Source organism: Roseisolibacter sp. H3M3-2 (assembly GCF_029211165.1).
GTDB lineage: Bacteria > Gemmatimonadota > Gemmatimonadetes > Gemmatimonadales > Gemmatimonadaceae > Roseisolibacter.
In genome coordinates, this window is sequence record NZ_JARGEK010000009.1 from 1 (window position 1) to 14,118 (window position 14,118).

The following is a 14,118-nucleotide window of genomic DNA, read 5'->3' on the forward strand; positions in this document are numbered from 1 at the left end:
GATCGGGGGCGCGTCGTCGCGAGCGCCGCCGCGCGCGCCGAGCGCCGCGTCGACGGCCGCCTCGACGAGCGCGCGTGGGACGACGCCGCGCCGGCCGTCGACTTCGTCCAGACCGTCCCGGCCTCGGGCGCCCCGGCCTCCGAGCGCACCGAGGTGCGCGTGCTGTTCGACCGGCAGGCGCTGTACGTCGGCTTCCGCCTGCACGACAGCCGCCCCGACTCGATCGCCGCGCAGCTCGCGCGCCGCGACGCCGGCGGCATCTACACCGACTGGGCGCACGTCGCGATCGACAGCTACCACGACCGCCGCACCGCGTGGCGCTTCTCGCTCAACCCGCGCGGCGTGCAGGCCGACGGCGCGATCTTCAACGACACCGAGCGCGACCCGCTGTGGGACGCCGTCTGGGAGGGCGCCGCGCACGTCGACTCGATTGGGTGGACCGCGGAGTTCCGGATCCCGCTCTCGCAGCTGCGCTACGACCTCGCCCCCGACGGCACGGCGCGCGTGTGGGGGATCAACTTCACGCGCGAGCTGGCGCGCCGCGGCGAGCGCGCGTACTGGTCGCCGACGCCCCCCGACGCGCCGGGCGTGGTGTCGCGCTTCGGGACGCTCGTCGGCCTCGACTCGCTGGCCGCGCCGTCGCGGGTCGAGCTGATCCCGTACGTGCGCGCGCAGGTGACGCGCGCCCCCGGCGACGCGGCCAACCCGTTCTACCGCGCGACCGAGCCCGCCGCCGCCGCGGGGCTCGACGTGCGCTACCGGCTGCCGAAGAACCTCACGCTCAGCGCGACGGTGAACCCCGACTTCGGCCAGGTCGAGGCCGACCCCGCCGTCGTCAACCTCAGCGCGTTCGAGGTGTTCTTCCCCGAGCGGCGCCCGTTCTTTCTCGAAGGGCAGGACGTGTTCCGCTTCGGCGGCACGCGCACCTTCAACGACGACGACCGCCCGACCTTCTTCTACACGCGCCGCCTCGGCCGCGCGCCGCAGCGCCGCATCTCGGGCCCCGACGTGGCGTGGGTCGACGCGCCGGCGCAGACGCCGATCCTCGCCGCCGCGAAGGTGAGCGGGAAGACCCCGGGCGGCTGGTCGGTCGGCGCGCTCGGCGCCGCGACGCGCCGGCAGACCGCGCGCCGCCGTCGAGCCGGGGAGCGGCTACGGGATCGTGCGGCTGCGGCGCGACCTGCGCGGCGGCAACACGGTCCTCGGCGGGATCGCCACCGCCGTCACGCGCGCGCTCGACGACCCCGCGTTCGCCCCGCTGCTCCCCGAGCGCGCCGCCGCCGGCGGCGTGGACTTCGAGCACGCGTGGGGGCAGCGCACCTGGGCGGTCAGCGGCGTCCTCGCCGGCACGCGCGTCGACGGCGACCCGCGCGCGCTGACGCGGCTGCAGCGCGCCGCGTACCGCCTCTACCAGCGCCCCGACGCCGGCCACCTCGCCCTCGACACGACGCGCTCCGACCTCGCGGGGCGCTTCTCGGCGTTCAGCGTCGCCAAGACCGGCGGGCGGCACTGGCTCGGCTCCTCGACCTTCGAGGAGACGACGCCGGGCTTCGAGACCAACGACCTCGGGTTCCAGCAGCGCGCCGACCGCCGCTCGTGGTCCAACGCGCTCACCTACCGCGAGACGCGCATCGGGCGCGTGTTCCGCGACTACTCGGTCGGCGGCTACCTCACCCACTCGCGCAACTTCGACGGCGACGTCGTGGCCACGCGCCCCGCGATCGAGGGCTCGGCGACGCTGCGCAGCTTCTGGCGCGCCTTCGCCATCGCGTCGTTCAGCGCCCCGGCCTACGACGACCGGCTGACGCGCGGCGGCCCCGTCGTCCGCGCGCCGCGCCGCTGGAGCGTCGACGCCTCGCTCACCAGCGACTCGCGCCGCCCCGCGGTGGTCGAGCTGTCGGGGAGCACCGCGCGCAGCGCCGCCGGCGAGTGGGAGCGCGAGGTCGGCGTCGCGCTCGACCTGCGCCCGAGCGCCGCGCTGCGCGTGCGCGTCGAGCCCGAGCTCTCGCGCGCCTACACCGCCAGCCAGTACGTGACCGCCGGCGCCGACCCGCTGGCCGCCGCGACCTTCGGCCGCCGCTACGTGTTCGCCGACCTGCGGCAGGACGAGGTGGCCGCCGACGTGCGCGTCGACTGGACCTTCACGCCGCGCCTCAGCCTCGAGCTGTTCGCGCGCCCGTTCGCGTCGCGCGGCCGCTACCTCGCCTTCAAGGCGCTGGAGCGCCCGCGCGCGTTCGACTTCGCGACCTACGGCGCGGAGGCCGGCACCGCGACGCGCGCCGGCGGCCGCGTGACGCTCGACCCCGACGGCCCCGGCGCCGCGCCGGCGCTGGCGTTCGACGAGCCGGACTACGCCGTGCGCTCGCTGCGCGGCAACGCGGTCGCGCGCTGGGAGTTCCGCCCCGGCTCGACGCTGTTCGTCGTCTGGCAGCAGCAGCGCGACGGCCTCCCCGCCGAGGCGGGGCGCGGCACGCTCGGCGGGAGCGCGCTGCGCGCCTTCGGCGACCGCGGCACCGACGTGCTCCTGCTCAAGGTCAGCCGCTGGATCGGCCGCTGACCCGGAGCGCGGTCAGACCTTGGAGTGGAGGAAGCGGGCCGCCGGGCGGCGGTCCGCCGCGTCGTAGACCTCGACGTCCGAGAAGAACGCCGGCGCCTCGCCCTGCAGCACGCGGATCGCGAGCACGGCCAGCCGCCGGATCTCCAGCTCCGCCCCCTCGCTCGACCGCAGCTCGAGCAGCGTGCGCCACGCGCGCGCGTTCCCGGTGACGACGATCTTCGTCTCGGTCGAGTTGGGGAGCACGCCGCGCGCCGCCTCGCGCGCCATCTTGCGGCGGTGGACCTTGTCGTCCACCCAGCGGTAGCGGTCCATCAGCTGCTCGACCAGCGCGACGTAGGCCGCCTGCGCCGCCTCGACCTGCGCGCGCCACGCCCCCTCCAGCTCCGCGTCGCCGACGATGGCCGGCGGCACGACGAAGCTGGCCTCGCTCTCGTCGACGTAGCGCTGCGACAGCTGCGAGTAGGCCATGCCGGCGCGGTGGCGCACCAGCTCGTGCGTGAGCGAGCGGCTCACCCCCTCGAACAGCAGCGTGTAGTTCGCGTGCTCGAGGACCGAGCCGTGGCGCTGCCGCTTGATGTTCTCGAGGTACTCGGCGGTCGTGCGCCCGGCCGGGTTGTGCTGCGACATGTAGCACAGCCGCCCCGCGAACTCCGCCAGCCGCTCGCCGTCGCTGCTCTCCCCCTTCCACGCCACCGGCAGGTGCGCGGGCTCGGCGAACTGCGGGCGGGCGAGGACGGTGACCTTCGGCTCGGTGTACAGCATCGGCGGGGGCGGGGGAGGGGGCACTCGGCGGCTCGGCCGCCGGGCAAGCTATCGCGTCCCCCGCCCCCCGTCAGGCGGCCGTCAGGCCGGGACCGCGTGCTCCCCGGTCGCCCCGACGGCGGCCATCCCCGGCGGGGTCGGGGTCACCGCGCGGTGCGCGTCGGCCGGCGTCCGCCGCTCGGCCTCGCACGCGTCGAGCGTGTGCTCCACCGCGCGCCGCATCCGCTCGGCCAGGTCCGCGCGCTCCAGCGCCAGCGGGCACCGCGCCACCCACGCGGCCAGCCGCCGCACCGCGTCCGGGCCCTGGCCGATCGCCACGAGCTCGCGCGTGACCTGCGCGGACGCCGTCTCGATCAGGCGCGACTCGGGCGGCGCGAAGCCGGCGGTGGCGGTGAGGGCGACTTCCAGGCGGCGCATCGCGTGCAGCACGCGCGATTCTGCGTCCATCGGGTGGGCTCCGTGCGCCTTCGTCGGCGCGGGACCGCGGGGAGGGTGGGGAGCAGAGGGGGGTGCGGCGGCGCGTATGTATAACCGCGCCCGCGCGTCGCGTAAGTGCCCGCCCGCGCGCGGAACCCCATCGTGATGGGATCATCACGGATCGCGCCCAATTCGTCTTGCGCCCGCGTCATGCGCGCGCGCGCGCCGCCCGCGGCTGTCGGTCCGCTCAGGGCGCCGGTCAGGGCGCGGCGTCGACCAGCGCGAGGCGGTCGGCGGAGTAGTCGCGCGTCGCCGCCACGTGGTCGAGCGCGCGGCGCGCCGCCGCGGGGAGCGCCGGCAGCGTCGGGTCGTACTTGATCGCGTCGATGGCGCGCTGCCCGTCGGCCGGCACCTTCACCCCCGGGTTGAGGATCCCCGCCGGGTCGAAGGCGCGCTTCGTGGCCGCGAACAGCGCCAGCGCCTCGGGCGTCCAGGTGCGCGCCATGAGCGGGGTGCGCAGCCGCCCGTCGCCGTGCTCCCCGGCCAGCGTCCCGCCCAGCGACGCCGCCAGCGCGGTCACGTCCTCCAGCAGCCCCTCGACGCGCGCGCGCCACGCCGGGTCGCGCACGTCGACGAGCGGGTTCACGTGCACGTGCCCGTCCCCGGCGTGGCCGAAGATCACGCCGCGCACCCCCTGCCGCGCCAGCGCCGCGCGCACGCCGCGCACGTAGTCGGCCAGCCGCGCCGGCGGCACCGCGCCGTCCTCGATGAACTGCATCGACTTGAGCGCGGGGTCGAGGCGCGCCAGGATCGGGCTCGCGGCGTGGCGCAGCGCCCACAGCGCGCGCTCCGCCCCCGGGTCGAGCGCCAGCGTCACCTCGCGCGCCCCCGCGCCGTCGAACGCACGGCGCAGCACGCGCGCCGCCTCCACCGTCGCCCCCGCCGACGCCCCCTCGGCGTCGGCCAGCAGCGCCGCCGCGGCGCCGTCGGGCGCGCGCCACCCCGTGCGCCGCCCGCCCCCCGGCACGTCGGTGCCGCGCGCCGCCACCTCGAGGAAGGTGCGGTCGAGCAGCTCGCACGCGACCGCGCCGGCCTCGCGCGCCGCCACCGCCGCCCGCACCGCCGCGTCGAGCGTCGGGAAGACGCCGAGCACGCTCGCCGTCGCGCCGGGGAGCGGCGCCAGCGCCAGCTCGACGCCGACGAACACCGCCAGCGTCCCCTCGCTCCCCACCAGCAGGTCCACCAGCTCGCGCGACCGCTGCCACTCGCCGAGCGCGTAGCCGGAGGAGTCCTTGCGCACGGCGCGCCGCAGCGGGACGCCGCGCGCGGCCGCCGCGTCCACGGCGGGCGCCGCCTCGGCGAGGAAGCGCCGCACCGCCGGCAGGTCGGGGGGCGGGGCGCCGCGGCGCACCACGGCGCGCGTCCCGTCGGCGAACACGCAGTCGAGCGCCGTGACCCACGGGCGCATCGCGCCGTGGCGCAGCGAGTGCGCGCCGGCGGCGTTCGCCGACGCCATGCCGCCGACGCTGCAGAACTGCCAGCTCGACGGGTCCACCGGGAAGCGCAGCCCCGACTGCCGCGCCCGCGCGTCGACCGCCGCCCCGGTGACCCCCGGCTGCGCCAGCACCCGCCGCGCGGCCACGTCCACCGGACCGAGTGCCCGCAGCCGGCTGACGTCGAGGATCACGCCGTCGCCGATCGCGCCCCCGGCCATCGAGCTCCCCGAGCCGCGCGGCACGAGCGGCGTCCCCGCGCGCGCCGCCCACCGCACCAGCGCCTCCGCGTCGGCGGCGCCGGCGGGGACGGCCACCGCCCGCGGCACCACGTGCCCGATCCCCGCCGCCTCGGCGTAGGCGCCGCGCGCCGCCGCGTCGCTCCGGAAGCGGCCGCGGAACCCCGCCTCGGCGGGAGGCGCGGCGGGCGCGGGGGCCGGCTCGGGGGCGACGGGCGCGGACATGCGCGGACGAAACCGCAAGGGCGCGGCCGCGCGCAAGCCCGTCCGACGCGGCTATCTTGCGCGCGGCCCCCGCGTGCCCGCGTGCGGCGCCGGTCGTCCCTCCTGTCGATGCCGTCCCCCGTCGCCCCGCCGGCCGCCCAGGCCCCGCCGCCCGCCGCGCCGCCCGCCCCCGCCGCCGCCCTCCCGGCGGCCGCCCGGGCGACGCTCGGCGCCGCCGTCGCCCGCCGCGACGCCCGCCGCTTCTGCGAGACGATCCTGCCGCTGGTCTCGCGCACCTTCGCGATCGGGATCCGCGCCCTGCCGGGGGACCTCGGGCGCGCCGTGCTCACGGCGTACCTGATCTGCCGCATCGCCGACACGGTGGAGGACGCGCCCGGCATGGCCCCCGAGGCCAAGGGCCCGCTCCTCGACGCGCTGATCGACTGCTTCGACGGGCAGGCCGCGGCCGACGCGTACCCGGCCATGTGCGCCGCGGTGACCGGCGAGCCCGCGCACCTCGCGCTCGTGCGGCACGCCGACCTGGTGTTCGGCTACTTCCTGACGCTCCCCGCGCCCACGCGCGCGATCGTCCGCCGCTGGGTCGCCGAGATGGCGGGCGGGATGAAGAAGTTCGTCTTCCTCTACCCCGACGGGATCCGCATCCAGACGGTCGAGGAGTTCCGCGAGTACTGCTACTACGTCGCCGGCACCGTCGGGTACCTGCTCACCGACCTGTGGCACGAGCACGCGCCGAGCGTCGGCCGCGCGCACTACGAGCGGCTGCGCGAGCGGTGCCGCGCCTTCGGCGAGGCGCTGCAGACGGTGAACATCCTCAAGGACGTCGCGCACGACGCGGTGGTCGAGAACTCGATCTACGTCCCCGAGCAGCTGCTGCGCGAGCACGGGAGCTCGCAGGCCGCCCTGCTGGCGGCCGACCGCGAGGCGCAGAACCGCGGCGCGATCGAGCGGCTGATCCAGCTCGCGTGGGCCGACCTCGAGGAGGCGCGCCGCTACCTGCTGCTCATCCCGCGGCGCGCGGTCTCGATCCGCCTCTTCTGCATCCTGCCGCTCCTGTACGCCTACGCCACCCTGCGCGACCTCACGCAGACGTCGGCGATGCTGCGCCCCGGCGGCTCGGTCAAGATCTCGCGCCGCGAGGTGAAGGCGCTGCTCATGACCGGCGCCCTGTTCGCGATGAGCAACGGGGCGGTGCGGTGGCTCGTGGAGCGCGTGCGGCGGCGGGAGTTCCGGCTCGCCTGGCAGTAGAGCCGCGCTGCGGGCTGCGGGCTGCGGGTTCCGAATCCGCAGCCCGCAGCCCTCTCAGAGTCCGAGCCGCGAGGGAACTGGCGGATCCTCCGCGTAGTCGTAGAACCCCCGCCCGCTCTTCCGGCCGTGCATGCCGGCCAGCACCATCCGCTTGAGCAGCGGCGGCGGCGCGTAGCGGCGCTCGCGGTACTCGGCGAACATGATCTCGCCGATCTTGTGCAGCGTGTCGAGCCCCACGAAGTCGCACAGCTCCAGGGGGCCCATCGGGTGGCCGGCGCCGAGCCGCATCCCCGCGTCGAGGTCGTGCACGGTCGCCACGCCGCGCTCCAGCTGCGTGATCGCGTCGAACAGGTAGGGGACGAGCAGCAGGTTCACCACGAACCCCGACACGTCCTTGGCGGCGATCGGCTCCTTCCCGATCGCCCGCGCGAACGCGAACGCGCGCGCCACCGTGTCGTCGCTCGTCGTCACGGTGCGCACCACCTCGACCAGGCGCATCACCGGCACCGGGTTGAAGAAGTGCAGCCCCACCACGCGGTCGGCGCGCGCCGTCGCCGCGGCCATCGCCGCGATCGTCAGGCTCGACGTGTTGGAGGCGAAGATCGCCGACGGCGCGCACACGGCGTCCAGCTCGCGCCACGCGGCGTTCTTCGCCTCCAGGTCCTCGACCACCGCCTCGATCACCAGGTCGCACGCGGCCAGGTCGGCGAACTCGGTCGTGTAGCGCACCCGCGCCAGCGCGGCGTCGCGCGCCTCGGCGGCGAGCTTCCCGCGCTCGACCGCGCGCGCCAGCGAGCGCTCCACCGACGCCTGCGCGCGCTGGCACATCGCGGCCGTCACCTCGCGCACGACGGTGTCGAACCCGGCGGCCGCGCTCACGTGCGCGATCCCGCTCCCCATCAGGCCGCCGCCGAGCACGGCGACGGATCGGATCTCGGTCATTCGGTGGTCCGGAAGGGTCGTCAGCCGAGCGAGCGCCGCACGCCGTCGATCACGTCGCGCAGCGTCGGCGGGCGCGGCGCCGGCGCGGGGGCGTGCTCCAGGTGGTCGAGCACGCGCACGAGCGCGAGCGCCGCGCGCGCCACCGCGCCGCGGTGCCCGCGCGCCAGCGCCCACGTCACGCCGCCGCCGGCGAGCACGGGGAGCACCGCCACCGGGACCACGACCGCCAGCAGCGCGTTGGCCACCACGCCGACGCCGAGGATCGTGGCGCTCGCCGCCGCGCCGCTCGCCGCGCAGACCGCGCCCACCGCGAGCCGCTGTCGCCGCCCCTCGCTCACGTCGGCCTCCAGCGTCACCAGCGTGCGCCGGTCGTCGAGCGGCAAGACGGCGGCGCCGAGCGCGCGCGCCGTGCGCAGCGCGGGCGTCCCGCCGCCGCGCACGCCGCGCAGCACGTTCCCCACGAGGTCGCGCCGCGGCTCCCACGTCCCGCCGTCCGCCAGGCGTCGCACGGGGCGCATGCACTCCTCGCGCTCCAGCCACGCCGACAGCCGGGCGAGCACCGTCGCCGCGTCCCCGGCGATCAGCCGCGACGCCGACGCACGCCCGGGCCCCGCGAGCCGCTCCGCGATCCCGCCCTCCGACTCGGCGTCCGCCGGCACGAGCGCGCCGCGCAGCCGCTCCTCGGCGAGCGCGCGCCGCACGTGGTCCACCGACAGCCCCGCCTCGCGCGCGACCTCCAGCAGCTCCGCCTCGCTCAGCCCCTCGACGGCCCCCGACGGCGCGCTCGCCTGCAGCGCCGCCGCGCGCGCCAGCACGCGCTCGATCGCGCGCGGGTCGAGCGACGGCGGCTTGGCGGGGAGGTGGGACTCGTCGGGCATGATGAAAGCTACTCGCGGCGGCCGCGGCGGGCTGCGGGCTGCGGGCTGCGGTCTGCGGTCTGCGGGTTCGTTCGATCCGCAGTCCGCAGCCCGCAGTCCGCAGCCCGCCGCGTGCCTTCAGATGCCGCCGAGCGTCACGTCCAGCTGTCGGTTGAGCCCATCGACGATCGCCTGCGGCAGCGGGAACGCCGCCACCAGCGCGGCGACCGGGTCGCCGGACGCGGGGCGCCCCGCCTCGCGCAGGTAGAATCGCGCGTACCCCGCCGCCAGCGTCGGCGCGAGGCGCTGCAGGAGCAGCAGCCCGCCGCGCACCTGCGCGCTGCTGACCAGGCGGTCGGCCGCCCCCTCGCGCTGCTGCGCCGGCGTCACGTTGTCGCCCACGACGCTCCCCGCCACGCCGCCCACTAGCTCGTGCACCGCCGCGTACGTCACGTCGGCGGCGTCGGCGGCGCGCGCCGGGAAGCCGACGGTCACCACGTTGCCGCTGCGGGTGCCCGTGGTCTGCGTGCGCCCCTCGCCCCCGAGCGCGACGCTCAGCAGCAGCTGCCCGTCGCGCTGCTGCGTGTTCGTGAGGAAGCGCTGCAGCGCCGGGCGCGCCACGCGCTGCCACACCGAGTCGGCGGCCGCCAGCGCCGGCGAGCGGTCGCGCTGCGCGTCCAGCCACCACCGGTGGTGGAAGCGCGTCGACTCGTCGTCGAGCGCGTTCACGAACAGCCGCAGCCACTCGCGCTCGGCCGCCGACCGGAAAGTGTTGGCGAAGAACGCGATCGCCTGCGCGGTGCGCTGGTCGCCCGCGCGCTGCGGGTCGCCATTGGCCTGGATGAACGCCGACGCGGCGCCCTTGAGGTCGGCCCACGACGGGAACGACAGCGCCAGGAACTGCGCGCCGAGCGCGAGCTGCGGGCTCGTCGCGAGCCGCTGGCGCAGCCGGTCGCGCTCGGCGTCGAGCTGCGTCGTCACGTTCGCCGCGCCGCGCGCCGCCTGCAGCTCGGCGCGGTAGCCGCGCTTGAAGATCGGCACCTGCGCCGTGTCGTCGACGAGCATCGCGAAGCCGTGGAGCCACAGGTCCACGTGCTCCAGCGTGCGCGTGGGCCAGACGGCGGCCGGCTGCGCCGCGGCGCCGGCGGAGCCGGAGGCGCCGGACGACGGGGTCGGCGCAGTCTCGGGGGCGGCCCCGCCGCCGCAGGCGGCGAGCAGCAGCGCCGTCGCGGCGACGAGCGGGGCCCGGAAGCGGAGGGTCGCGTGCGGTCGGGTCATGCGAGTCGGGATCGCGAGAACCGTGCGCCGGCCGCGACGGCTACGGCGCCTGGGGAACGGTGGGGCGGGGAACGGGAGTCGCGGGCGGGACGGCCGGCGGCGGGACGGCGGTGTCGGGCGGCGCCCCCTCCGGCTGCACCGCCCCTGGGCGCGACAGCGTCCACACGAACGCCGTCAGCCGCGCGAGCTGCGCCGCGTCGAGCTGGCCGCCGTACGCCGGCATGCGCACCGAGAAGCCGCCCTTCGGCGGGGCGACGCCGCGCTCGATCACGGCGCGGATCGCCGCCCGCGTCCCGCCGTGCAGCCAGACCGAGTCGCGCAGGTCGGGGCCGAGCCGCTCGACCCCCTCGCCGGCCGCGCCGTGGCACCCGGCGCAGCGTCCCGCGCCCCGCCACAGGGTGTCGCCGGCCGCCGAGTCGGCCGCGGCGACCAGCAGCGCCTCGACGTCGAGCGGGGCGGCGGAGTCGGTCGCTGTGCCGTCGACCAGCCCGGGGAACGCCCCCGCGAGGGTGTCGGCCTCCGCGGAGTCGGCGGCGGCCGCGGCCGGCGCGTCGGGGTCGAGGGGGCGGCGCTCGCGCTGCTGCACCCCGGGCACCAGCCCGAGCCACGCCGCCGACGCGCCGGCGCCCGCCGCGCGCAGCGCCAGCGCGCCGACCGCGACCACCCAGCGCGGGACGCCGCCGCGGCGCTTCCCGCGCCCGCCGGCCGAGGGGGTCCCGGCCGGCCGGCCGCCGGAGCGTCCGCCCTTCGAGCCGCCGCGACGCGCCACGGGCGTCAGCCTCCGGGCGGGGTGCTCCCAGAGCCCGTCGGGCCAGCGCCCGTCGGCGCCGCCCCTGTCGGCGCGGCGTCCATCGCCCGGCCGCAGGTCACGCAGTAGCGCCAGCCGACCTCGAGCTCCGTGCTGCACGCCGGGCAGCGCACGACGGTCACGTTCTGCCCGCAGTAGGGGCAGAAGGTCACCGGCCGCCCCTCGGGGAGCGCGTGCCCGCAGTACTGGCAGCGCCCGCCGGTCACGGCGGCGGCGGGGCGGGTGGGGAAGGGCATGGACGCGGAGGGGTCGGATGCCAGGGGCGCGGCCTGTGGAGGCGCCGGCGGGGGCGCCGGGCGGTCGGCAACGCTAGCGGCCGCCGCCGCGGGTGCCAAGGGGGGCGTCACGGGCTCCTGCGACCCGAACGGCGACCCGACGCCGGACCCGTACCCCGACCCGGACGACGACCCGCCGAACGCGCCGGTGGCGAACGGCGAGTCGGCGGACGGAGCGGGCGGCGGCGGTGGCGGCACGACCGGGGGGATGGGCACGGGCGGCGGGGCCTGCCCGAGCAGCGCCGACAGCGGCTCGCCGGCCAGCCCGGCGGGGGCGTCGGCGAAGCGGCGGAGCGGGTCCTCGTCCCCCGGCCGTTCCAGCCCCGCGCGGGCGGCGTCCCGGACGACGGGCTCCGTGATCAGGTAGCCGCGCTCCCCGGCCGCCAGCCGGAGGAGGGCCCGGTCGTACTGCTGGATCGTGTCGAAGCCGAGCGCCCGCCGGTGGAGCCGGTACGGCACGAGCTGCTGCGACAGGTCGCCGACGGTGAACCGCTGGCGAAGAAGGTGGGGCGCCTCGCCGCGCAGCGTCTCGACGAGGTGCCGGTAGAGCCGATCGAGGTCGTCCATGGGCGCTCCGGTTGGGGGCGGCGCCTCGTACACCACGACCCGTGCCGCGCTATCTGTCGGACTCGGCCGTGGCGCGGTCGACCCCGCCGTACTTCCCCCGGGCGGCCCCGCCGACGTTGTCGAGCATGCGCTCGTAGACCGGGCGCTCGTGGACGCGGGCGTCCTTGAACCCCATCGAGTAGCCGAGCAGGCACCCGACGGCCAGGATGAGCAGGCTCTTCTTCATGACCGGGGGACGCCCGCCGGCCGGGCCGGGCAACGCCTGGGGCCCGCTCAAAGCGTCACGCCCCGGGCCCGCCGCCGCTCAGCGGCCGGCCGGGAGCCGGGGGAAGGCCGGCGCCGGGCGGAACGTCGCCGCCTCGGGGAAGGGCTCCAGCTGTCCCTTGAGCGCCGCCTTCCCGCGCTGCGCCGCCACCCACGCGTCGAACCCCGAGGGGACCAGCCCGTCCGACTGCGTCTGCTCGGCGGCCGCCCGCGTGGCGAGGAAGTTCGCGTACTCGTTCTGCGGGTGCCCGTTGTGTCCGCGCACCCACCGCCACTCGCGCTCGTGCGGGCCGAGCGAGTCCACCGCCTCCTGCCACAGCGCGAGGTTCTCGATCGGCCCGGTCTTGCGCGTCCATCCGCGCGACATCCACCCGGGCACCCACGACGTCATCCCGTCGACGATGTACTTCGAGTCGCTGGTGAAGACGACGCTGAACGTGTGCCCCTTCCTCGACAGCCCGCGGAACGCCTCGATCACCGACCGCAGCGCCATGCGGTTGTTCGTCGTGTCCGGCTCGGCGAACCAGTAGTCCCAGCGCAGGATCTCGCCGGTGCGCGGGTGCCGCCACTCGACCAGCCCGCCGCCGCCGCCGGGCGTGTCGCCCGCCTTGCCGTTCCCGAGGCACGACTCGTCCGCGAACACCGCCACGACGGGGTGCGACGCGCTCACTTCACGACCTCGAAGGCGTCGATCTCGTCGAGGTACAGGTTGAGCCGGTCGCCGGTGGTCGGGTGCGCCGCCTCGATCATCTCGCGTCCGCCGACCAGCCGCAGCCGCCGCGGCAGGACCACGACCTCGCCCGACCCCGGGCGCTGCACCGCGATCCGGCGGCCGTCGGTGATGGCGCGCTCGAGCGCGTCGTACTGGGCAGGGGAGAAGTTCGCCATGGGGGCAACCTAACAGCGAGCGGACGCTGCGGGCTGCGGCGTGTCGGCTGCGGGCTGCGGGCTGCGGGTTCAGGTCCGCAGTCCGCAGCCCGCAGCTCCCTGCGCGCCGCTCACGCGCACCACGCGGACACCAGCCCCTGCATCACGTCGGTCGCCCGCGCGATCTCGGCCGTCTCCACGTACTCCTCCGCCGCGTGCGCCAGCGCGATGTCGCCCGGCCCGAAGCAGATCGCCGGGATCCCCGCCTCGTTCAGCAGCGCGGCGTCGGTCCACGCGCTCATCCCCGCCACCGGCGCCGACTCCCCGGCCGCGCGCAGCGCCGCGTCGAGCGCGCGCACCAGCGGCGCGTCCGCCGGCACGTCGCTCGGCGGCTGCGCGAAGTCGAGCGCGACGTCGGCGCGGAACTCCGGGCGACGCGCGCGCACGCGGTCGCACGCCGCCTCGATCTCGCGCTGCGCGCCCGCCGCGCTCTCGCCGGGGATCGTCCGCCGCTCCAGCCGCAGCACGCACCGGTCGGGGTACGTCGTGAGCCCGATCCCCCCCTCGATCAGCGACGCGTGCAGCGAGCCGCGCCCGAGCAGCCCGTGCGGCGCGCGCCGCGGCAGCTCGTCGGCGTCGAGCGCGTCGAGCTCCGCCAGCAGCAGTCCCGCGTGGCGGATCGCGTCCACACCGATGTCGTAGCGGCTCCCGTGCGCCGCGCGGCCGTGCAGCGTCACCGTGTACCACGCGAAGCCGCGGTGCGCCGGCATGATCGCCAGCCGCGTGGGCTCGGTCACCAGCGCGCCGCCGCACGTCGCGCCGCGCGCGCGCAGCCCGTCCAGCAGCGCGCGCGTGCCGACGCTCTCGTACTCCTCGTCGGCCACCGCCGCCACCAGCACCTCGCCGCGCAGCGCCCCCGCCGCGTGCGCGCGCGCCGCCGCCGCGCACATCGCCGCCACGCCCCCCTTCATGTCGGTCGCGCCGCGCCCGTACATCCGCCCGCCGCGTTCCTCGGCGTCGAACGGCGCGTGCACCATCCCTTCCGTCCCCACGACGTCGAGGTGGCCGTTGAGCATCAGCGTCCCCGCGCCCGCCTCCGCGCGCCCGAGCCGCGCCAGCACGTTGGGGCGCCCCGGCGCCGCCTCCTGCACCTCGACCGCGAACCCCCACCCCGCCAGCACCCCGGCCAGCAGCCGCGCGCACTCGCCCTCGCCGGGCGCGCCGGGCACCAGCGACGGGTTGCGCGAGTCGACGCGCACGAGGGCGCGCGTGAGGGCGAGGGGGTCGGCGAAGGGGATCATCCGAGGTCTGGTGCGCGTGCT

At 77.3% G+C, this 14,118-nt stretch carries 16 protein-coding genes; 2 read left to right on the top strand and 14 right to left on the bottom strand.

The window, feature by feature from the left end; translation table 11 throughout:
- Together PYV61_RS01785 and PYV61_RS01790 are read right to left on the bottom strand one after the other, a co-directional pair.
- Positions 1-420: hypothetical protein (locus tag PYV61_RS01785; RefSeq protein WP_275827681.1), on the bottom strand; the 420-nt coding region annotated here is incomplete at its 3' end.
- 53 nt (positions 421-473) lie between these two features.
- Positions 474-704 (bottom strand): hypothetical protein, encoded by a 231-nt coding sequence (locus tag PYV61_RS01790; RefSeq protein ID WP_275827683.1) that lies wholly within the window; start codon positions 702-704, stop codon positions 474-476.
- A 458-nt stretch (positions 705-1,162) separates the two neighbouring features.
- Between PYV61_RS01790 and PYV61_RS01795 the strand changes: the two genes are divergently transcribed.
- On the top strand, positions 1,163-2,557 hold the full coding sequence (locus PYV61_RS01795) for a DUF5916 domain-containing protein (RefSeq protein WP_275827685.1): 1,395 nt from the start codon (positions 1,163-1,165) through the stop codon (positions 2,555-2,557).
- A gap of 12 nt (positions 2,558-2,569) precedes the next feature.
- Here the strand turns inward: PYV61_RS01795 and thyX are convergent, their stop codons facing one another.
- The 3 genes from thyX to PYV61_RS01810 all read right to left on the bottom strand — a co-directional run bounded on the left by thyX (position 2,570) and on the right by PYV61_RS01810 (position 5,693).
- Positions 2,570-3,319: an FAD-dependent thymidylate synthase gene (gene thyX / locus PYV61_RS01800; RefSeq protein WP_275827687.1), complete on the bottom strand. Its 750-nt coding sequence runs from the start codon at positions 3,317-3,319 to the stop codon at positions 2,570-2,572.
- Between the two features lie 81 nt (positions 3,320-3,400).
- A complete protein-coding gene (locus PYV61_RS01805; protein ID WP_275827689.1) occupies positions 3,401-3,766 on the bottom strand; it encodes a hypothetical protein in 366 nt (121 codons plus the stop codon).
- A gap of 229 nt (positions 3,767-3,995) precedes the next feature.
- On the bottom strand, positions 3,996-5,693 hold the full coding sequence (locus PYV61_RS01810) for an FAD-binding oxidoreductase (RefSeq protein WP_275827691.1): 1,698 nt from the start codon (positions 5,691-5,693) through the stop codon (positions 3,996-3,998).
- A gap of 108 nt (positions 5,694-5,801) precedes the next feature.
- Between PYV61_RS01810 and PYV61_RS01815 the strand changes: the two genes are divergently transcribed.
- Positions 5,802-6,938 carry a phytoene/squalene synthase family protein gene (locus PYV61_RS01815; protein WP_275827693.1) on the top strand — a complete coding sequence of 379 codons (1,137 nt, stop codon included), beginning with the start codon at positions 5,802-5,804 and terminating at the stop codon, positions 6,936-6,938.
- A 54-nt stretch (positions 6,939-6,992) separates the two neighbouring features.
- Here the strand turns inward: PYV61_RS01815 and PYV61_RS01820 are convergent, their stop codons facing one another.
- The 9 genes from PYV61_RS01820 to PYV61_RS01860 form a co-directional block, all read right to left on the bottom strand.
- Complete coding sequence (locus PYV61_RS01820) at positions 6,993-7,880, bottom strand: 3-hydroxybutyryl-CoA dehydrogenase (RefSeq protein ID WP_275827695.1); 888 nt, start codon at positions 7,878-7,880, stop codon at positions 6,993-6,995.
- Between the two features lie 20 nt (positions 7,881-7,900).
- Positions 7,901-8,758: a hypothetical protein gene (locus tag PYV61_RS01825; protein ID WP_275827697.1), complete on the bottom strand. Its 858-nt coding sequence runs from the start codon at positions 8,756-8,758 to the stop codon at positions 7,901-7,903.
- 117 nt (positions 8,759-8,875) lie between these two features.
- On the bottom strand, positions 8,876-10,015 hold the full coding sequence (locus PYV61_RS01830; protein WP_275827699.1) for a hypothetical protein: 1,140 nt from the start codon (positions 10,013-10,015) through the stop codon (positions 8,876-8,878).
- A 40-nt stretch (positions 10,016-10,055) separates the two neighbouring features.
- Positions 10,056-10,784: a c-type cytochrome gene (locus PYV61_RS01835; RefSeq protein WP_275827701.1), complete on the bottom strand. Its 729-nt coding sequence runs from the start codon at positions 10,782-10,784 to the stop codon at positions 10,056-10,058.
- 5 nt (positions 10,785-10,789) lie between these two features.
- On the bottom strand, positions 10,790-11,665 hold the full coding sequence (locus PYV61_RS01840) for a zinc ribbon domain-containing protein (protein WP_275827703.1): 876 nt from the start codon (positions 11,663-11,665) through the stop codon (positions 10,790-10,792).
- Positions 11,666-11,714: 49 nt separating this feature from the next.
- On the bottom strand, positions 11,715-11,891 hold the full coding sequence (locus tag PYV61_RS01845) for a hypothetical protein (protein ID WP_275827704.1): 177 nt from the start codon (positions 11,889-11,891) through the stop codon (positions 11,715-11,717).
- A gap of 78 nt (positions 11,892-11,969) precedes the next feature.
- A complete protein-coding gene (locus PYV61_RS01850; protein WP_275827706.1) occupies positions 11,970-12,599 on the bottom strand; it encodes a ribonuclease H in 630 nt (209 codons plus the stop codon).
- Complete coding sequence (locus PYV61_RS01855) at positions 12,596-12,817, bottom strand: hypothetical protein (protein WP_275827708.1); 222 nt, start codon at positions 12,815-12,817, stop codon at positions 12,596-12,598. The genes PYV61_RS01850 and PYV61_RS01855 overlap by 4 nt, the downstream gene beginning before the upstream one ends.
- A gap of 110 nt (positions 12,818-12,927) precedes the next feature.
- Positions 12,928-14,097 carry an ArgE/DapE family deacylase gene (locus tag PYV61_RS01860; RefSeq protein WP_275827710.1) on the bottom strand — a complete coding sequence of 390 codons (1,170 nt, stop codon included), beginning with the start codon at positions 14,095-14,097 and terminating at the stop codon, positions 12,928-12,930.
- Positions 14,098-14,118: the final 21 nt, after the last annotated feature.

Excerpts from the sequence above, each read along its gene's own strand:
- PYV61_RS01855 (WP_275827708.1), bottom strand. The coding sequence starts at position 12,817 with ATGGCGAACTTCTCCCCTGCCCAGTACGACGCGCTCGAGCGCGCCATC.
- PYV61_RS01830 (WP_275827699.1), bottom strand. The coding sequence starts at position 10,015 with ATGACCCGACCGCACGCGACCCTCCGCTTCCGGGCCCCGCTCGTCGCC.
- thyX (WP_275827687.1), bottom strand. The coding sequence starts at position 3,319 with ATGCTGTACACCGAGCCGAAGGTCACCGTCCTCGCCCGCCCGCAGTTC.
- PYV61_RS01810 (WP_275827691.1), bottom strand. The coding sequence starts at position 5,693 with ATGTCCGCGCCCGTCGCCCCCGAGCCGGCCCCCGCGCCCGCCGCGCCT.
- PYV61_RS01805 (WP_275827689.1), bottom strand. The coding sequence starts at position 3,766 with ATGGACGCAGAATCGCGCGTGCTGCACGCGATGCGCCGCCTGGAAGTC.
- PYV61_RS01820 (WP_275827695.1), bottom strand. The coding sequence starts at position 7,880 with ATGACCGAGATCCGATCCGTCGCCGTGCTCGGCGGCGGCCTGATGGGG.
- PYV61_RS01840 (WP_275827703.1), bottom strand. The coding sequence starts at position 11,665 with ATGGACGACCTCGATCGGCTCTACCGGCACCTCGTCGAGACGCTGCGC.
- PYV61_RS01825 (WP_275827697.1), bottom strand. The coding sequence starts at position 8,758 with ATGCCCGACGAGTCCCACCTCCCCGCCAAGCCGCCGTCGCTCGACCCG.
- PYV61_RS01860 (WP_275827710.1), bottom strand. The coding sequence starts at position 14,097 with ATGATCCCCTTCGCCGACCCCCTCGCCCTCACGCGCGCCCTCGTGCGC.
- PYV61_RS01815 (WP_275827693.1), top strand. The coding sequence starts at position 5,802 with ATGCCGTCCCCCGTCGCCCCGCCGGCCGCCCAGGCCCCGCCGCCCGCC.
- PYV61_RS01845 (WP_275827704.1), bottom strand. The coding sequence starts at position 11,891 with ATGAAGAAGAGCCTGCTCATCCTGGCCGTCGGGTGCCTGCTCGGCTAC.